We start from the raw sequence: 14,482 nt of genomic DNA, 5'->3' as shown, positions 1-14,482 counted from the left end.
ATCTCCCCTGCCCGCGGGTGTGCGGGGCGGGCCCCGGCGCACAACGCCCCCGGGGCCCCTCCTTTCTCTTCCGCTGATCCGACTCAGGCGTCGATCCGACTCAGGCGTCGAGAACCTGCCCGGCGCGTCGCACGACGGGCGGCTCGACGCTCCACGGGAAGTTGATCCACTCGTCGGTGCGCTTCCACACGTACTCGCACTTCACGAGCGAGTGCGACTTCTCGTAGATCACGGCGGACCGCACCTCGGCCACGTGATCGAGGCAGAAGTCGTGCACGAGCTTCAGCGTCTTGCCGGTGTCGGCGACGTCATCGGCGATGAGCACCTTCTTGTCGGTGAAGTCGATGACGTTGGGCACGGGCGCGAGCATGACGGGCATCTCGAGCGTCGTCCCGACCCCCGTGTAGAACTCCACGTTCACCAGGTGGATGTTCTTGCAGTCGAGTGCGTACGCGAGCCCGCCCGCGACGAAGACGCCACCGCGGGCGATGGAGATGATCACGTCGGGCTGGTACCCGTCGTCGGCGATCGTCTGCGCGAGCTCTCGCACAGCGCCGCCGAACTTCTCGTACGTAAGGTTCTCGCGCACGTCACTCATGCTGGATGTCACACCTGGGTCCGATGGAAATTGAGGAAGGAACGGGAGGCGGTGGGCCCGCGCTGCCCCTGGTAACGGGACCCGTACCGCTCGGACCCGTAAGGCGCCTCGGCGGGCGAGGTGAGCCGGAACATGCACAGCTGCCCGATCTTCATCCCGGGCCAGAGCTTGATCGGCAGAGTCGCCAGATTGGAGAGCTCAAGGGTCACGTGCCCACTGAACCCCGGGTCGATGAACCCGGCGGTGGAGTGCGTGACGAGCCCGAGCCGCCCCAGGCTGGACTTCCCTTCGAGCCGGCTCGCGAGGTCGTCCGGCAGGCTGATGACCTCATACGTGGACGCGAGCACGAACTCACCCGGGTGCAGGATGAACGGCTCGTCACCCTCGGGCTCCACGAGCCGTGTCAGATCGGCCTGCTCGACGGAGGGGTCGATGTGGGGGTAGCGGTGATTCTCGAACACCCGGAAGTAGCGGTCCAGCCGCACATCGATGCTCGAGGGCTGCACCATGGATTCGTCGTACGGGTCGATCCGCACCCGTCCGGAGTCGATCTCGGCCCGGATGTCCTTGTCTGAGAGAAGCACGCACCGAGGATACGCAGAGCGCGCGGGCCCGCCCCAATCGGACGGGACCCGCGCGCCTCTTGTCGCGGTTACCGCTTCGCCAGGGACACCGGCACGGCGTGCCGGAGCCGGGCACAGCGCGGACAGCGGATGAGCCGACCGGGACCGAGCCGGTCCGCCTGCTGCATCGGGAACGAAGTGGTGCTGAAAACGTGCCCTTCGGCACATCGGACGACGGTGCGCTCCATCAAGTCCTCGGGTCCCTTCCCCAGTCGTAGGTGAGCTCGTACGTACCCGTACTCACTCGTCTCTCGCTCGCCTCCGAGCCGACGACGAAAGCCCACATTACGGTATGAAAGGGACGCCCCTCCAGGCGGCACGACCACAATCCACGGTACGCCCCAACTCCCTCCCGACGCACGGCGCATCCACCCCCCGGACAGCGCTCGGGCCCCGCGGCGAGAGCGCCCGGGGCCCGTGATGAGGTCACGATGAGGTAGAGTGTGCGACGTTACGACACCGCTTCCGGCGGCGTCTTTCGCGGGTGTAGTTTAGTGGTAGAACATCAGCTTCCCAAGCTGAGAGTGCGAGTTCGATTCTCGTCACCCGCTCCATAGCTCTTCATAGTTGAGGCCCAGGTCATGCGACCTGGGCCTTTTGCTTTGCGCGGTGTGCGGCGGCCCGGCGGGTACGGGTTTCCACCGGATCAGATGGCGGGGAGTTGGTACGCCAGTACGTAGGCGTCCGCCGCCATGACGGTGTCGCAGACTTCGACGGCCCGGCCCTCGGTGTCGAACGCGGTCCGGACAAGGTGGATGACCGGCACGCCGGACCTCAGCTGGAGCACCCGCACCTCGACCGGTGAGGGCATCCGCGCGCGGATCTCTTCCTCGAAGTGGTCGAGGCGGTGCCCCAGCTCTTCGAGGCGGGCGTAGATGCCGCCGGGCCCGGGGTCGGGGTCGGCGATCCGCGTACCGCGCGCGATGTCGAGCGGGAGGTAGGAGGCGGCGAACTCGACGGGCCGACCGTCGAGCAGATACCGCCGACGACGAACGAGCACCCTCCGAACCGACACCCCGAGCCGCGCGGAGACATCCTGACCGGCCTTCTCCTCCTTGACCTCCAGGCGCCGCCCGAGTCTGGGGCCTCACGTATCCCGGTTTCCCCGAAGGGGCCAGCAGAGCCCGCCGCTGCACCCGCGACATCTTCGCGGGATCGCCACTGGCCGACGACGCCGAACTGATCGTGAGCGAGCTCGGCGCGAACGCGATCCTGCACCCGGCGAGCGGCAAGGAGTCGGGGAGCTTCCACCTGGCGGCAGCGGTCTCACGGCAAGTGGTCGCCCTATCGGGCCACAGACGACGGCGGCACTGAGACGGCCCCGAATACCGAACCACGCCCGCTCCACAGACGTGTGGGTCGACGGCGGACGGGACGGGAGCAGGGGTAGGCAGTGGGTAGCTGCGCCCAAGACGAGCTCAAACTGTCCTCAAATTCATGTAGCTCCCCACACCGCTCGCTGATAATTACGCTCCCAACCATGAAGCCCCGGGAAGGGTAAATGGAATTGCTGTATGAATTCTTCGCATCCATTGAGGCTGGCGTGACACAACCTTGGTTCGCCATTCCTCTGAAGGTTGCCGTCGTTGCCATCACAATGCTCGGCGTACTCACAGTCGCCCGGTTCCTGGCCAACAAATTCTGGGTGGAAGTGAGCGTGCGCGTCGAGCGACGCATTTGGTATTCAGACGTCCTGGTTTCTGCCAGCGAGATCGGTGTTCACGTAGGATATCCTGGTTGGCGAAGCAATCTGCCGCGCTCGTGGGTCAATCTGGATCGAAGGAGCCCAGCGCGACTCCTTCGCTACACAATGGCGCGTCGCCTTGTCGGGCAGATATCTGCGAAGAAGCTTGAAAGGATGACAAAGAGGAGGAACACTCTAGAGCAGTTGTCGCGGACACCGAGGAGGATAGTCAAGTCTGCCTCTCGGAGATCTTTGGTGCTCCTCATATCGGGCGCAGTGGTATATCAGTACGAGCGCCCAGGTAGGACGAGAAGGGATCTCCAGATGATTGCAGACGAAATCCCCCGAATCGCAGAGCAGAGGACATGGGTGCCGGTCCTGGTTCTGACTGTCGGAGTCTTCGCATTCACTCGAAGTGGAAATTTAATCGACAGGATCAGAGCTAGGGACGAGGCGGCAAAGGACGTAAACCGCATGCTTGCCGAACTCCTTGCCAAGCTCTCCGAATTGGACGTCGCACTGCAGGAGGTGTACGAGAACATTGACTCGTATCGCTCTGCGTACCTTGACGTCGCCTCCGGGATGGCGGAGCCGGGGCGCGCGTGGTCTCCGAAATTCGGGTTCGAAAGTGATCGCTACGGACTCAGGGTAAGTCTCTACGGCAGAAGATCATTTGAAATCCTCCTTGAGGAGCCTGAATTTCGAAGACTGGAGTGCGCCCTAGATGCAGTCGCTGACCATTTGACGGACATACGAGACAAAGGTATATCTTCGGTAGCTCTCAGGATCCTTTCTCCCGTCTGGGAGGAACTTTACAACTGCAGGCTTCATTCGCACCTCTACCACTCCACGAGTCACCACGCCGTAGGCATCAAAAATTCGATGCTCGGGTTGGGGTGGATGAGGGCACGTCTCGAAAATAAGGAACGCCACTTCGGACGCCTCGCGAAGAAAGATGAGTGCGATAAGGGCGAGCTTGACTCCATGCTCGTCGAGGAGTCGTACCATCTAGATGAGCTGATTCTGCAGAGCAGGTTGGCGCTCTGTCAGTTGCAGAAGATCGAGAGATTCCTGCTCAAGCGTCTACACGGCACATCACTAACGAAACTGGTCAGTGCTGTGGGGCATAAGTAACTCACAGGCCCGGGGGCGCTCATTCGTCGGTCTGGCCGTCGTTGAGTTCACGCGCGACGTCGACGTAGCGCGCCGAGTCAGAGCATCTTTAGTGCCGGGGGTTTCTGCCGGTCACCAAGGCTCCCTACATTGTCCGCTTCCGAAACAGGGGACGATCCGTAAGGCGGTTCACGGACGAGGGATTCGTACGCGGTACGCACGTCCGCCGGGACCTCCTGGTCGACGGCGACCCGAGCCTCGGATGCTCGATCACCCGCTGAAGATCGCCGACGACCATGTCCACCACAAGCTTCTCGCCGCCCATGCTCTTGCCGACGCCCTTGAGGTAGTCGTCGAACTCCAGCGGCTCCGAGGCGCACACGATCTCGACCTCGGGCCACAGCTTGCGGGCGGTCGCGTAGGACCGCCGCTCCATTAGGGCTTGGAGACCAGCATCACGGTGGCCGGGGCGGCGGCCAGGACCTCGCAGGCGAAGGTGATGTTCTGCCCGGTGTTCGCGGCGTTCGGCTCCAACAGGATCGCGGAGGCAGGGACGCCCAGGCCGCTGGCGTGCGCTTCGTGGCGCATCTAGTGGTGGTCCCAAGTCAACTTGGCCTGGCGCCACTGGGCTTCGGCGAGTCCGACAGAACCACCGACTGCCCGACGCGCCGGAAGCTTTCGGGCTGCGCCCGCTCACCCCAGCCGTAGCGACCGTCTATGACGTACGTCGGACGGAGGTGCTGCACTGCACTCCGCGAATGACGCACGAGTCCGTACTGCGCGGGGTGCCGCACAGACCGGCGGACAGCTTCCATCTGGCTCTGGCAGTCTCCGCCCAGGCCATCGCGCTGCCGATCACGGATGACGAGGTCTCTGAGACCGCCCCGAGCGCCGAGCATCCGGGCGAGGGGGCGACCCCGGGCGAGGCTTGGGCATGGTTAGCGCACGGCACACCTGTTCGTGGTGCAGGACGGGGACCACGGCCACACGGTGACGTTGGAGCTCTCCACGGATCCACGACCACTGGGCAGGCGGCCGTGCTGAACGCCAGCCTGAGTGCCATTGGCCACCCCTGCGGATGCTGGTGCGAGTGCTGGGTGGAAGACCCCCTGACCCCGGACGCGCCCCGACCTCCTGAACTTAAGGTCCGAACCGGCCGTTCACTCCATGCCACACGCCGCAGCCAGACATCATGCGGCCATGGAACCGGAGACCAAGCGCAAGCTCACCTGGGCAGCGGGGACCGCGGGAGCGGCTATCTTCACCGCCGCACTCTTGTGGGGGCCCTGGGTCCTCGAAAGCGACCGGATCCGCGACAAGGACGGGACCCTCGCACCCTCCGCCGGGATCATCATCACCGGACTTCGTACTGCGCTCATCGCCATTGTGGGTGGCATCATCGCCAGCCTCGGCCTTTGGTACACACACAAGAAGCACCAGCTCGACCAGCAACAGTTCGAGGCCAACCTCAGACAGTTCCAGGAACAGTTTCAGCAGTCGCAGGAACAGTTCAGGCTGGCCCAGCAACAATTCATGCACACGCAGCAGCAGTTCGAGTACGAACAGGAGAAGGACCGTCAGGTATCCCAGCAGGCAAGCCGGACGCGCATCACAGAAGGCTATGTGACAGCCGTCGAACTGCTCGGCCAAGCCAACCTCACAGCAAGACTCGGCGCTCTGTACAACCTCCAGCGCATCGCCAGAGAGTCACCCGAGGACCGAGACGGTGTTCTGGGGGTCCTCCGAGCGTTTCGCCGACATCGGCAGGATGATGCCGCTGCCGCCGAACCTGGAGCGCATGGCGGTGAAGACCTCGAAACAGTGGAGCGGATCATCACGGTCATCGAAGGGATGGACTGACTCCAAGGCGGCGGGGACATATTGCGTAGGCAGGCATGCTGATGAGGCCCGGCCAACCTTCGCGTCGAAGTACGACGCCGGCGCGCTGCGGCAAAGAGCTTCAACCGGGCTCCGTGGCCTTTGGGTTCAGCGCCGCTCGACGACCCGTGCGGGCGCGGGGCAAGATCTCCCGAAAACTCTTCGCACCTGTTCGTCCTGCCCGCTACGGTCTCAGTCGTGTTCGCCGCTCCGGGTCGTCTTTGAGCCCTACGCGCGGCTGTCCTGGCAGTTCCCCGGCTGAGAGTAGGTCTCGTCAATGGCATGTCGTATCAGTGAACTCGTGCTCGGTTGCCGCGAACCCGAGGTGCTGGCGCGGTTCTGGTGCGAGGTCCTGGACTTCGTAGTGCTCGATCGCGAAGGGGACGACTGCTTCGAGATCGGGCCTCGCGAAGGGTTCGGCGGTGCTCAGCCGACGATCATCCTCAGCCGTCGGGAGGAGCCGGAGCCCGGTAAGACCCGGCTGCACATCGACGTCAACCCCACGGACCGCGATCAGGACGCCGAGCTCGAACGGCTCCTCGCGCTCGGGGCACGGCCGGCCGACATCGGTCAGACCGGCGACGAGCAGTGGCACGTTCTCGCCGACCCCGAGGGCAATGAGTTCTGTCTGCTGAAGGCGCGCCTCAACCCGCTCTGAGCCAGAGGCCCCTCGATGTCGTCGAGGGGCCTCTAGTGCGGCAAGGCGGCCGGTGAGCGTGCCTGTCGCGATCAGGGGTCCTCCGCTGAAGGGGGAGGAGCAGGATTCTCGGGCTCGGCCGCGTTTTCGAGCGCCGCCCGGGCCGTCCGCAGCGCACGCCGCATGCGTCGCCCCTCCTCGCAGTCCGCTTCCTCCCGGCACTGTGCGCAGCCGTCGATATGGGCGAGGTAGTCCTGGTAGGCCTTCTCGGCGCGTTGTTTCGCGCCGCGAGGTGTGTACGAGCTCATTGCTCCGCCCCCCTTGGCAGCGGCATGGGTCGAACGCGACCGACGCCTCGACGCGAGCGAGGTCGCTGTGATCGCCCCCCTGGCTTCGGGAGCACCACTCAATACGTGCCTGGTCCCTTCCCGCGCTCAAGTACGTTCGTCGGCACGCGTACGGGCAGGCCGAGATGCATGCCCTCCCCGAGGGTTCGGCCGTCGAACGCCGCAGGTCCCCTGCCTGCAGCCACAACTCCGCCGAGCACCGTCGTCGAGAGCTGCCGGAGCAGTTACGGATGCTTCGTCGTCGCCGGTTGGCAGATGCGTCAAGGAGTTCAGGTCCATGACTGCCCAGCACCCCCGGGACGGGATATCGCTGCGCAGCGGAGAATTGTCGCAACAGCCGTAGGGCCGTAGGACTGTAGGGGGACTGATGACCACTCCGTCCTGGCAGCTCATGCAGGCGGGCACCCCGCTCGGGACACTCACGCTCCAAGAGATCGACCAGCCCTGGTTTCGATGCCACTTCACTGGGGCTCCGGCCTGGGAGGCCGTTCGCCCCGTCCTTGAGGAGTGGACCCACTCGATGGAGGAAGCGGAGACTGACCACTCACGGGTCGGGCGAGCCCTGGCTGCTGTGGACGCTCTGCAGCTGTCGCTGGTGCCTGCACACGGCGACGAGCCGATTGATGACTTCCTCATCCATGTACGCGGCACCTCGGCCAGCTTCCGCTATTAGGGGTACCCGCTTCGGCTGGCGAGAGGCGTCGGGTGACGTGACACTGGGCAGGGCAGTGGGCTGGGCAGTGGGCTGGGCGTCTGCCTCTGGTTCGTGGTTTTCGTGGGATGGGATCGAGGTTCTGTTATGCCTGGCATTTCTTTGGCCATCGGTGGCGATGAGCTGGCCCTCGATCTGAAGAACGCGCTCAAGGACTACCTGGCCGAAGACGGTCGCGTAGGGAAGATCGTCGACGTCGGCACCGATCCCGATGCCCCGTCCTCGTACGTCAAGGTCGGCCTCGATGTGGCGACCTTGGTGCGGACCGGTGAGGTCGAGCGGGCCGTGGTCCTCTGCGGGAGCGGTACGGGCGTGGCGATGGCTGCCGGCAAGGTACCCGGCGTGCGTGCGGTGCTCGCGGACAATCTGCTGGCTGCGAAGGCCGCGGTCGAGATCGACAATGCCCCGATCATCGCGATGGGCGGCCAGGTCGTCGGGCCCGGTCTGGCCAAGCGGCTGTTGGACGTGTGGCTGGATGCCCGCTTCGACCCCGATGGCGAGTGGGCGGCGCCCTCGAAGGAACTTGACGACTATGAGGCGTCCCTCGGCGTGAAGTAGCCGGTAGCCGTCCTCGCCTTGCGGGGGCGGCCCGTTGGGACCCGTATGACGACCCGTATGACGTCCCGTAAGCAGCACCGCACAGTTCAAGCCAACACGGTGCGTGTTGCTCGTGCTGAACCAGGGCCGGGACGCGCGCACCGTGCCCCCGCAGCGCAACCCCCGCCCACCTTTACCGGTGACCCATCGTGTCCGCCCGCGTCCACCCGCCCCACCACGTATCCGAGAGTCGTCGGACCCCTCCGAACGCATGGCCGATCTCCGCTAGCGTCGCCCCCTAAGGGTGCCCGGGGAGCACCTTAGGGGCTCAGGGGAGGAGCCGGGACGGGGCGAGGGGGGACGTACGAGCGGGTGAAGAAGAGGGGTCAGGATGATCCGAGCGAGCCTGTCCAGCGAGGCCGTACCCCCGGAAGAACGGTTCGACTGGTGGCACGGGCTGAAGTCCGCGTCGCCGATCGCGACCACCCTGCGCAGCGACTGCACCGAGGATTTTCCCGTGGCGGTCGACCACGTGGACCTGGGCGCGGCGACGCTGACCACCATGTCGTATCCGTCCTCCGAAGTGCGCCGCACGGCCCGGCACATCCGTAAGGGTGATCCCGGAAGTCTGCAGGTCTCCCTCACGTTGCAGGGGCTCAGCGGCTTCGAGCAGGCCGGGCGGAACGTGCAGTTCGGGGCAGGCAACATCCTCCTGTACGACTCGTCGTCGCCCTTCGAGGGGTGGATGCGGCGAGGGGACGACAGCGGCGCCGCGACCGAAAGCATCGTGGCCACACTGCCGCTGCGTCTGCTGCCGCTCCCCGCCGACCGGATCGTCTCCCTCGTCGCCGTGCCGCTGTCCGCAAGTACGGGGTTCGGGTCGCTGCTCGCGCACTTCATGCGGCAAGTGATGGACGACAGCGGGCAGTTCGGAGACACCAGCGCCGCCTCGGACCGGCTCTCGCACACGCTCGTCGACCTCGTGGGGCATCTTGCCGCTCAACACCTGGACAGAGAGCGGGAGTTGCCCACCGAGAGCCGTCGGCGGACTCTGCTGCTGCGGGTGCAGAGCCACATTCGGCGGCAGCTGGGTGACCCCGCGCTGACCCCGGACAGCATCGCCGCCGCGCACCACATCTCCACCCGCTATCTGCACCGGCTCTTCCAGGAGCAGGGCCTGACGGTCTCCTCCTGGATACGGCAGCTGCGCCTGGAGCGCTGCCGCCGGGCGCTGGCCAACCCGGAGCTGGCCACCGTGCCCGTCGGCGCGATCGCCGCCCGCTGGGGTTTCAGCCAGCCCGCCGTCTTCACCCGCGCCTTCCGCGCCGCGTACGGACTCACGCCCAGCGAGGCCCGCGCGCGCACGCTGCTCGGCGACGGGAGTGCGCCGACGGTCAACGGGAGTGCGCTCCGGGTCAAGGACGCCGGGTGAGGCGTCGGGAACACTCGTATGTGGCGGCGCGGTCGGGGGACCGCCGCCAGTGTCCGCCACTGCGCCCCTGAAGGAACGGGGGAGGGCGTCGGGGCGCGCACGCCAGATGGGCGGTGTGCCGGGGTATGCCCGACCCGGCACGCCGCCCGGCGGTATGTGGTGCGGCGGGGCGGGGGTCTGCCCTCCCCGCGTCCCTCTCCCCGTCGCGGTACGTGGGCGGCCGCACCCATCACGTACGTGGGCGGCCAGACCCGTCACGTACATGGGCGGCACGTCGCCCCCGCGACATCAGTAAGGCATCGAGAAGGCATCGGTACGTCCCGTGCGGTTCATGTGGCGCTGGTGAGGTGGCTGCACCGTACAAGGACGTTTTGAGGAGTTCCGAATGGCCAGACCGCGTCTGTCCCGTCGTCGCCTGACCGCCGCCGCTGCCGTGGTCGCCGCCACCGCCGTGGCCGTGACCGTCACCGCCACGGCCGGCGCATCCGACACCGAGGACCAGGCCCGGCGGGCGGTCCAGGGCGGGAAGGCGAAGAACGTCATCCTGCTCATCGGCGACGGCATGGGCGACTCCGAGATCACCCTCGCCCGGGACTACACGGTGGGCGCCAACGGCCGCCTCAACATGGACAAGTTCCCGCTCACCGGCGCGTATACGACGTACTCGGTGCACGCGGACGGCTCCCCCGACTACGTCACCGACTCCGCGGCCAGCGGTTCCGGCTGGGCCACCGGCGTGAAGACCGTCAACGGGCGCATCTCGAAGACGCCGGGCAGCGACAAGGCCGTACCGACGATCCTCGAACTCGCCCAGAAGAAGGGGTACGCGACCGGCTCCGTCACCACCGCCGAGCTCACCGACGCCACCCCCGCCGTCCTCGCCTCGCACGTCAGCGACCGCAGCTGCCAGGGGCCCGCGGACATGGCCAAGTGCCCGACGGACACCATCGCCAAGGGCGGGCCGGGGTCCATCGCCGAGCAGAGCGTGAACCACAAGGTCGACGTCCTCCTCGGCGGCGGCAGGCAGCGCTTCGACCAGAAGGTCACCGACGGCACGTACAAGGGCCTCACCGTCGCCGAGCAGGCGAAGAAGCTCGGGTACCGCATCGTCACGAACGACCGGGAGTTGAAGGCGGTCAAGTCCGTCAAGCACGGCAAGCCCGTCCTCGGACTCTTCGCCCCCGGCAACGTACCCGTCGAGTGGACCGGCAAGGCCGCCGCCAAGGGCGGTACGGACCCGCAGCGCTGCACCACCTCCAACCCGGGCCGCCCGGCCGGCACCCCCGCCCTCGACGCGCAGGCCACCAAGGCCATCAAGCTCCTTGAGGCGAAGCAGAAGGGCGCCAAGAGCAAGCAGGGCTTCTTCCTGCAGGTCGAGGGCGCGTCCATCGACAAGCAGGACCACGCCGCCGACCCGTGCGGCCAGATCGGCGAGACCGCCGCGTTCGACCGCGCCGTGAAGGTCGCCCGCGACTACGCCGCCAAGCACCCCGACACCCTGGTCGTCACCACCGCCGACCACGCGCACACCAGCCAGATCGTGCCCCTGGACGCGCAGCCGCCGGGCCTCTCCTCCACGCTGGTCACCGACGAGGGCCAGCAGCTGAAGGTCAACTACTCGACGAACACGCCGGGCGCCTCGCAGGAGCACACCGGCACGCAGGTGCGGATCGCGGCGCAGGGCCCGCAGGCGTACCGCGTGCAGGGCGTCACCAACCAGACCGACCTGTTCAGGACGGTGCGGGAGGCGCTGCGGCTGCGGTGAGCGGTCGCGGTAAGCAGGACCTTTAGAGCGCGCGTCAGGTGCCTCACCCGGGATGGTTCCGGGTGGGGCGCCTTGCTGTTACGTGCTGGTCAGCCGCCTTGCTATGACGTGCCGGTCAGCCGCCTTTCACAAGCGCACAATGGAAGCAGGATCTCCGGAAGGACGGGGCCATGAGCAAGATTCGCCGTGCTCGGCACCCAGCAGCGCAGCATCCCCCGGCGTGGGGCGCCCGTGTGGGCCTCGGGAGCCCGTCGGCGCCCGCACCTCCGCCTCCGTCCCCACCGTCCCCGTACACGTACCCGGCTCCCCATCGGCGCGACGCGGCGCCTTCCGCGCGGGCGAGTCACCGGGTCTTCTTCTGGGTCTTCCTGGCGATCCAGGTTCTCTTTCTGATCTGGGTCGTCGCCGGTCTCGCCAGTGGGAGCGGGGCGTCGGAGTCCTGTTCGGGGCTGTCGGGGGACGGGCTGAAGGTGTGCGAGGACGCCGGGGACGTGGGGACGACCATCGGGGTCGGGCTGATCGTCGGGTTCTGGCTGGCCACCGACTTCATCGTGGCGCTGACCTACGCCGTCTACCGGATCTCCGCCAGGAAGCCGCGCCGGTAGGGACGCTGGGAAGCCGCGCCGGTAGGGACGCTGGGAGCGGCGGCAGTGGGGCGTCAGCGGGACAGCAGCGGTGCGTGAGCGGGGGCGGGCAGAGTCGTGGGTGTCACAGCAGGTCAGACGGGCGGATTTCGCTCCGGCCGTCTCGTCATCGCTCCCGGGGGAAGTCCCATGCGTACGTTCCGCAGCCGCACCACCGTCCTCGCCGCCGCCGGCGCCGCCGTGTTCGCTCTGTCTCTGACTGCCTGCGGCGAGGGCGGTGGCAGTGCCGGTGGGGGGCACTCCGATGTGAAGTCCGTGGGTACCACCAAGTCCATCGGGGCGGGGGGCTCGTCAGGGGACTCGTCGAGGGACTCGTCGGGAGAGGCGGCTCAGGGTGGGGGCGCCGCCGAGGTCAAGACCGTGGGTGGCACCGGTGCCGCCAAGGTTTCCGCCGCCGTGCCCGCCTGTGGCACCAAAGACGTTGCCCTCAGCGCCGTCCGCCTGGACGGGCCGCCCGTCACCCACATCGTCCTGACCGCCAAGAACACCTCGGGCCGCAGCTGCACGATGACCGGCCACCCGGAGATCCAGTTCCTGGAGAGCCACAAGCAGAACGTGCCCGTCGTCGCCAAGAGCAAGCCCGCCGCGCCCGTGGTCCTGAAGGCGGGTGCGCCCGCGTACGCGCTGGTCAAGCTGTCGGACGGCGGTGTGCACGAGGGCAACGAACCCGTCTCGGCCTTCTCCGTCACGCTGCAGGGCGGCGGCGGCACGGCCGCCGTCAGGGCTCCCGGCAGCGCCGGTGTCGCCGTCGACCCGGCGAAGGCGCTGACCGGCTACTGGACGTACGAACTGCGCGCCGGCGCCGACGACTTCTGAGTCGTGGCGGGCGGCCCGGGTGGCGTCTTCCTCAGCCGCCCGAGCCGCCGTCGCCGCCGCCGGTGGAGCTGCTGTCGCCGCTGCTGCGCCGGTTCGACCTGGCCATCGACGCCACGACCTCCGCGAACGCCATCGTCACCTTCGCGATGCCGCGGACCCAGCGCGGGCCTCCCCGCGCCGCCCAGACGACCGCGATCAGGCCCAATGCCGCGATCGGCACCGCGATGCCGAGCAGCACGGTCGTCATCGGCCTCCCCTTTCCTCTTCCTTCTCCGCACCCTGTGCTCCGTGCTCCGTACTCCGTACTCCGTAGGAGAGGCAGATCTCTCGGAGCCGGTTCCTCAGTGCCGCGTTCTGCCGGATTCCTCAGTGCCGCGTTCCTGCCGGAAAGCCGTGCTTGCGGGCCGCCAGCACCACCAGCAGCACCGGCGCCAGGAGCAGCAGGATCGTCCAGGGGAAGGACGAGGTGCCGACCAGGCCGAGCAGGACGCCGCCGAAGACGCCGCCGCCCGCCATCGCGACGTTCCACAGGGTGACGAGCATGGCCTGGGCGGCGTCCGCCGCGTCGCCCGCGTCCCCCGCTTCGCCCGCGGCGGTCTGGAGGAGCGTGGGGGCGCCGCCCCAGCCCAGGCCCCACAGCGTCACGGCGACGTACACGAGGGCCGGGGTGCCGGAGAAGACGGCGAGGACGGCCGCCGCCACCCCGACCAGGAGCACACTCGCCAGGGTCAGCGCGCGCAACCGGCGGTGGATCATTGCGCCCACGATCCAGATGCTGACCAGGCTCGCGGCGCCGAAGACGAGGAGCACGAGGTCCGTCGAACCGCCCATGCCGAGTCCGTCGAGGAAGGTCGCGATGTACGTGTAGAGGACGGTGTGCGCCAGGACGAAGACCAGGGTGACGAGGAGGACCGGTGTCACGCCGGGCACGCGCAGGACGCGCGACATCGGGGTTTTCGCGCCGCCCCGCTCCTGCCCGGGCTGGTCGGGGACCAGCGCGGCGATCCAGGCGAGCAGTCCCACGGTGAGGCCGGTCATGACCAGGAACGCCACCTGCCAGCTGAGCACCTTGCCGAGGAACGTGCCGGCCGGGACTCCGAGCGACAGCGCCACCGGGATGCCCGCCATCGCGATGGCGACCGCCTTGCCCTGGAGGTGGGCCGGGGCCATGCGGCGTGCGTATCCGGCGAGCAGCGCCCAGGCGAGGCCCGCGGCGACACCGGCGACGAAACGGGCGGTCATGGTCAACGGGTAGTTGCCGGAGACCGCCGTGACGGTGTTGGCGGCGGCGAAGCCCGCCATCGCCGCCAGGAGCAGCCGCTTGCGCCGCCAGCCCGCGGTGGCCGCGGTCAGCGGTATCGCGGTGAGCGCGGTGCCGATGGCGTAGACGGTGACGGTCTGGCCCGCCGCCGACTCGCCGACCCCGAGGTCGGCGCTCATCGCGGGCAGCAGGCCCGCGGGCAGCGTCTCGGTGAGGCTGGTGATGAAGACGGCGGTGGCCAGGGCGAGGAGCGCCGGGAGGGGGAGCTTCTGGGGTGGGGTGGTGGGTGCGGGGACGGGCCGGGTGGGGGTGGTGGCTTGGGCGGTACGCATGGGGGTGGGTCCTTTTCGATACGGGTGCGGGTGCGGGTGCGGGTGCGGGTGCCGATACGGGTGCCGATATGAGTACGGGTGCGGGTACTGACGTGGAGGACTC

Annotated in this window: 14 protein-coding genes, 1 tRNA gene and 3 pseudogenes; 11 read left to right on the top strand and 7 right to left on the bottom strand. The window is 67.6% G+C overall.

Annotated elements, in window-relative coordinates:
• Positions 1 to 100: 100 nt before the first annotated feature.
• Together ACFVYL_RS31390 and dcd are read right to left on the bottom strand one after the other, a co-directional pair.
• The gene (locus ACFVYL_RS31390) at positions 101 to 598 is read right to left on the bottom strand and encodes a phosphoribosyltransferase (protein WP_389721951.1); all 498 of its coding nucleotides are present in this window, start codon (positions 596 to 598) and stop codon (positions 101 to 103) included.
• An 8-nt stretch (positions 599 to 606) separates the two neighbouring features.
• On the bottom strand, positions 607 to 1,182 hold the full coding sequence (gene dcd / locus ACFVYL_RS31385) for a dCTP deaminase (protein ID WP_055565996.1): 576 nt from the start codon (positions 1,180 to 1,182) through the stop codon (positions 607 to 609).
• Positions 1,183 to 1,701: 519 nt separating this feature from the next.
• On the opposite strand from dcd, the gene ACFVYL_RS31380 reads away from it, so the two are divergent.
• Positions 1,702 to 1,775, top strand: a tRNA-Gly gene (locus ACFVYL_RS31380).
• A 92-nt stretch (positions 1,776 to 1,867) separates the two neighbouring features.
• Here the strand turns inward: ACFVYL_RS31380 and ACFVYL_RS31375 are convergent.
• A pseudogene (locus ACFVYL_RS31375) lies at positions 1,868 to 2,287 on the bottom strand (UTRA domain-containing protein); the annotation flags it as partial.
• Positions 2,288 to 2,292: 5 nt separating this feature from the next.
• Here ACFVYL_RS31375 and ACFVYL_RS31370 point away from each other — a divergent pair.
• Together ACFVYL_RS31370 and ACFVYL_RS31365 are read left to right on the top strand one after the other, a co-directional pair.
• Positions 2,293 to 2,584, top strand: a pseudogene (locus ACFVYL_RS31370) (ATP-binding protein); the annotation flags it as partial.
• Positions 2,585 to 2,722: 138 nt separating this feature from the next.
• Positions 2,723 to 4,039, top strand: a complete 1,317-nt coding sequence (locus ACFVYL_RS31365; protein WP_389721949.1) for a hypothetical protein — start codon at positions 2,723 to 2,725, stop codon at positions 4,037 to 4,039.
• Between the two features lie 170 nt (positions 4,040 to 4,209).
• Here ACFVYL_RS31365 and ACFVYL_RS31360 read toward each other — a convergent pair.
• Positions 4,210 to 4,591, bottom strand: a pseudogene (locus tag ACFVYL_RS31360) (YdcF family protein); the annotation flags it as partial.
• Between the two features lie 627 nt (positions 4,592 to 5,218).
• Between ACFVYL_RS31360 and ACFVYL_RS31355 the strand changes: the two are divergent.
• Together ACFVYL_RS31355 and ACFVYL_RS31350 are read left to right on the top strand one after the other, a co-directional pair.
• Positions 5,219 to 5,878 (top strand): hypothetical protein, encoded by a 660-nt coding sequence (locus tag ACFVYL_RS31355; protein WP_389721947.1) that lies wholly within the window; start codon positions 5,219 to 5,221, stop codon positions 5,876 to 5,878.
• Positions 5,879 to 6,173: 295 nt separating this feature from the next.
• A complete protein-coding gene (locus ACFVYL_RS31350) occupies positions 6,174 to 6,554 on the top strand; it encodes a VOC family protein (RefSeq protein WP_389721945.1) in 381 nt (126 codons plus the stop codon).
• 71 nt (positions 6,555 to 6,625) lie between these two features.
• Here the strand turns inward: ACFVYL_RS31350 and ACFVYL_RS31345 are convergent, their stop codons facing one another.
• Complete coding sequence (locus tag ACFVYL_RS31345) at positions 6,626 to 6,841, bottom strand: hypothetical protein (RefSeq protein WP_389721943.1); 216 nt, start codon at positions 6,839 to 6,841, stop codon at positions 6,626 to 6,628.
• 406 nt (positions 6,842 to 7,247) lie between these two features.
• Between ACFVYL_RS31345 and ACFVYL_RS31340 the strand changes: the two genes are divergently transcribed.
• The 6 genes from ACFVYL_RS31340 (at position 7,248) to ACFVYL_RS31315 (ending at position 12,786) form a co-directional block, all read left to right on the top strand.
• Positions 7,248 to 7,553, top strand: a complete 306-nt coding sequence (locus ACFVYL_RS31340; protein WP_389721941.1) for a hypothetical protein — start codon at positions 7,248 to 7,250, stop codon at positions 7,551 to 7,553.
• Between the two features lie 126 nt (positions 7,554 to 7,679).
• Positions 7,680 to 8,150 (top strand): RpiB/LacA/LacB family sugar-phosphate isomerase, encoded by a 471-nt coding sequence (locus tag ACFVYL_RS31335; RefSeq protein WP_389721939.1) that lies wholly within the window; start codon positions 7,680 to 7,682, stop codon positions 8,148 to 8,150.
• Positions 8,151 to 8,520: 370 nt separating this feature from the next.
• Positions 8,521 to 9,561, top strand: a complete 1,041-nt coding sequence (locus tag ACFVYL_RS31330) for a helix-turn-helix domain-containing protein (RefSeq protein ID WP_389721937.1) — start codon at positions 8,521 to 8,523, stop codon at positions 9,559 to 9,561.
• Between the two features lie 385 nt (positions 9,562 to 9,946).
• Positions 9,947 to 11,326 carry an alkaline phosphatase gene (phoA, locus tag ACFVYL_RS31325; RefSeq protein WP_389721935.1) on the top strand — a complete coding sequence of 460 codons (1,380 nt, stop codon included), beginning with the start codon at positions 9,947 to 9,949 and terminating at the stop codon, positions 11,324 to 11,326.
• Between the two features lie 170 nt (positions 11,327 to 11,496).
• Positions 11,497 to 11,931, top strand: a complete 435-nt coding sequence (locus ACFVYL_RS31320; RefSeq protein ID WP_389721933.1) for a hypothetical protein — start codon at positions 11,497 to 11,499, stop codon at positions 11,929 to 11,931.
• 168 nt (positions 11,932 to 12,099) lie between these two features.
• Positions 12,100 to 12,786 carry a DUF4232 domain-containing protein gene (locus tag ACFVYL_RS31315; RefSeq protein ID WP_389721931.1) on the top strand — a complete coding sequence of 229 codons (687 nt, stop codon included), beginning with the start codon at positions 12,100 to 12,102 and terminating at the stop codon, positions 12,784 to 12,786.
• A gap of 31 nt (positions 12,787 to 12,817) precedes the next feature.
• On the opposite strand, the gene ACFVYL_RS31310 is transcribed toward ACFVYL_RS31315, so the two are convergent.
• Positions 12,818 to 13,033 carry a hypothetical protein gene (locus tag ACFVYL_RS31310; protein ID WP_389721929.1) on the bottom strand — a complete coding sequence of 72 codons (216 nt, stop codon included), beginning with the start codon at positions 13,031 to 13,033 and terminating at the stop codon, positions 12,818 to 12,820.
• Between the two features lie 119 nt (positions 13,034 to 13,152).
• Positions 13,153 to 14,379 (bottom strand): MFS transporter, encoded by a 1,227-nt coding sequence (locus ACFVYL_RS31305; protein ID WP_389721927.1) that lies wholly within the window; start codon positions 14,377 to 14,379, stop codon positions 13,153 to 13,155.
• Positions 14,380 to 14,482 lie beyond the last annotated feature (103 nt).

Origin of the sequence: Streptomyces sp. NPDC058308, assembly GCF_042880275.1 — a bacterium.
Lineage (GTDB): Bacteria > Actinomycetota > Actinomycetes > Streptomycetales > Streptomycetaceae > Streptomyces.
The sequence above is the reverse complement of the archived record's forward strand: the minus strand, read 5'-3'. Positions and strand labels throughout refer to the sequence as shown.